This is a genomic window from Streptococcus sp. DD10 (genome assembly GCF_001578805.1).
GTDB lineage: Bacteria > Bacillota > Bacilli > Lactobacillales > Streptococcaceae > Streptococcus.
This window is the reverse complement of record NZ_KQ969157.1, coordinates 637286-640796: the sequence shown is the minus strand read 5'-3', so window position 1 is coordinate 640796 and position 3511 is coordinate 637286. Positions and strand designations below refer to the sequence as shown.

Here is a 3511-nt window from a genome sequence, read left to right as displayed (position 1 = left end):
GGTAGGAGAGATTAAATTGCTTAAATATTTAGAGGAGTTATTAGCAAAATATCCCAATTTTTATCAAATTTTTACCCCCATAATTATATCGGTCATATTGTTCATATTCAAAATTCCACAGAAATTTGCACAACATTATCTGCAAAAGCATAAAAAACGTAAGGATATTTTCAAGAACAAACAGTACATACAGGATAATGTTTATTTAAAACGAGAAATGGAAATCCAAGAAATTCTTCAGGAACTCATAAAAGAACAGGAACTAACTATTGTATACGGTGCTCTAGGACGCGGTAAAACAATTACACTGAAAAAACTACATGATAGAGTCCTTGATAAAAAAGAAAAATGCATAAAATTTTCATTGTATATCGATTTAGAAAAGAAAAATTTAATTGATGAACTGGAGAAAATTACTGAAATAAAGATAGTCAGTCCACTTGATTTTTATAATTGGCTTAATAGTCTCCTTGGTCGTAAAAAATGTCTGATTATCTTAGATAATATTGCTCCGGCACAATACGCCAATATAATCAATTTTTTTCTAGATAATTATCATATTCAGTATAAGATTGTTATAGGGCTAAATTATATTAATCCTAAGGAATCTTCTCAAATAGAAATAAAGAATTTTGATGCGAAACAAGTTGCTGAACTAGCAAAGCTACGTAGATTGGATATTGATGAAGACAATCTTTCAAGAGTATTTACCCTAACTCAAGGCATTCCTGTCTATGTAGACTATCTTTTCAAAACAAATCGCCGCCCGCTTAACTATGAACTCGTGGAGGTGATATCATCTCAATTAGCCATTTGCACTGCTAAAGAGAGAGACCTCTTGCAGTCAATCGCTTTGAATAAAATTCTATATCATGACTTTACCGAGGAACTATTCTCCACTTTTGATATTGGTCTAATAATGTCTTTGTCATCAAAAGGGTTGATTCAATTTGAAGAAACCACAAAGAATATTGAATTAAATCCGCTCATTGCTGAACAGTATCTCTCACACTTAAAGAATGAGTACGTGTACGTAAAATTACTGGATTATTATAAAATACATTGTCAGGAAAATTTTTTAGAATTATCACTACGACTGCCTATCGCAATAAAAAATGATTATTCAACCTTTATTCAAATATTAAAACAATTGTACAACAATGAAAAATATCAATATCTACTATATTTTGGTGAGATAATTTTACAAAACGGACCTCAAGCTTTTTTTGATTTTGATAAAATTATTAATGTTTTTTTTGACTGTTTTATTTCTTCTATATTAAAAATAGGAGATTACAACTACGCGAAAGATATTATCGATAAAATAAATGATTGCGATGTGTTTAATAACAACCTAATCTATAGAAATGTTCGAACCGAAGCGATATCTTATAAGATTAATTTCTGTGATCTCTTACATTTAACGAATTCCTTTCAAGATGCTATTGAAAATTTAGAATTATTACTGGCAACAAGTACCGTATCTTCTGCACAACAAGAGCGTTGTAACTATTTAATCTTGCATTGTAAGAGGCACATCGGTGAGGACTTAAGCCAAATATCTAAGAATTTTCGTAAACTTTCCAACAATAGTCAAGAAATCTATTATCAAATTCGTTCGCTATATTCAGCCTTTTCAATTGATATGTTTCAAGGAAAAAAACACCTGAAAAGAAAATTTGCAGAGTTGGAAAATAAAATAAATAGTTTACAGTCTGGTAACGAGATAGTATTATTCGCTCAACGTCATTATATTATTTTTTATCGTAAATGTTGTAATAACTTAGAAAAAGCAGAAAAACTCTTAATAGAAAATATTAAGAGTTTAGAGAATAGCAAATTAAGAATTTTATATGATTATTATTTTGAAGCTGGGGAATTATACCGTGAGAAGTTCTATTTCCAATCTTCTAAAAAGAATTATAAAGCGAGTTATGATTTCTATGATAAAGCTATTGCATTTTCAAAAAATGTTGGAGATACTAATTTATATCACAATGCAATGATTGGAAGGATATTATTGCAGGAGCAACATGCTAAAGTTACACAAAAAGATTTAAATTTTATTCATCGAGCCATTCAAACAGAGTCTTTATTGAATAAAGTGCAATTCCAATTAGCTTATTATTACCTAACACATGACTATGACATGCTTGATAAACTCTCTAAGTATGCTAGGCTGTTAGAGTATTATGATACTTCTAATATTGCCCAAAAATTATCGAAAAAACTGTCTTGTTTTATACCTTTAACTGTCATGTAAACTTTGCTTAAATTGGTTAACCTGTGCATCTGAAAAAGTATAGTTCAGAGTTCGTCTTGCTTTTACAAAGTTATCAACATGCTTAGTGATTTCATCGCTAGGCATATTATTTTTTATTGCCGTTAGTATCGTGGCTACAGTATCAATAATATCAATTTCCCAATTATAGCGTGCGATTTCTTGTAAACCAATCCTAATCCCAAAATCATTATAGATTTTCTTTTCTCGCTTTGTTACGGATATTCTATAATGGCAACATGCTTCAAAAAAGGCGTCTAATTCAATTTGATTAGGAAAAGAGAGCCAAATCTGGTGAGTTTCAGAATACCGTTCATCACCTACTAAGATAAAGCCATTCCTTTTTAACTTTTTAGAAAGGTCTTTGACCATTTCCCGAATATTTTGAGAATAGGCGTTGCCAAATTTTTCAAATTCAATCAAAGTTGTTATTAAACTGAGAATGTGATGAAAATGGGTATTTCTTAAGAAGTCAGGATTGATTGCTTCATATTTTTGAAGTAACGATGGATTATTTGTCAATATAAGACCACATGTCACCCCTGGAAGAGTTTTATGAGCAGCACCAAACATAATGAAATTATCATCGCTACTATTGAAATATTCAAAGGGATTTTTATTTTCTTTACCTGCAATCAAACCTAAGGTTTGGGTGGCATCGTACAATAATATACAGTCTTCAGGTAAGTCAATCTTTTCTAACTTAGGCTGGAATAATACATCAGAGAGACAAACTAATACCCCGTTGGCATTTTCCTCTATAAGAGATTTATTTAATCGGTCGTAATCAAAATCTAACTTATCGTAATCATAAGGAATATATCTAGTAACTATCCCTAGTCTTCGACATATTTTCTTTATTGAGGTATGACCGCCGTATTCATCACTTGTAATGTACACAGTGTCCCCTACTTCAAATAATGTCATTAGTAATGAGGTAACAGCATTAATCCCAGATAAAGTGCGTGCATCAGCATATTGTGCACTGTATAGTTCAAGGCATAGTTGATTTAGTAAACTATTAAATTCAAAAAGCTTATTACTCCCTAAAAAATTATTTTCTTGGTAGATCGAACTTGCTCCTAGAAGATATTTCTCTTGTAGTGATGAAGAGAGCATAATTTTAGAAAATGGTGATACAACATTCTCTGCTGCGCATAGAGGAAGTTGATTCTGGTATGTAAATATTGCATCGTTGTACAGATGTTCAAATTTCTGCAAGGTATCCAT

2 protein-coding genes are annotated in these 3511 nt (G+C 30.9%); one reads left to right on the top strand and one right to left on the bottom strand.

Going from position 1 to position 3511, the window contains the following annotated elements:
* Positions 1-2263, top strand: a 2263-nt coding sequence (locus STRDD10_RS02845; RefSeq protein WP_231853356.1) for a hypothetical protein, incomplete at its 5' end; no start/stop codon positions are given.
* Here the strand turns inward: STRDD10_RS02845 and STRDD10_RS02840 are convergent.
* A partial coding sequence (locus tag STRDD10_RS02840) for a PLP-dependent aminotransferase family protein (RefSeq protein ID WP_067192931.1) occupies positions 2249-3511 on the bottom strand: 1263 nt, incomplete at its 5' end. The two genes, STRDD10_RS02845 and STRDD10_RS02840, sit on opposite strands and share 15 nt — an antisense overlap.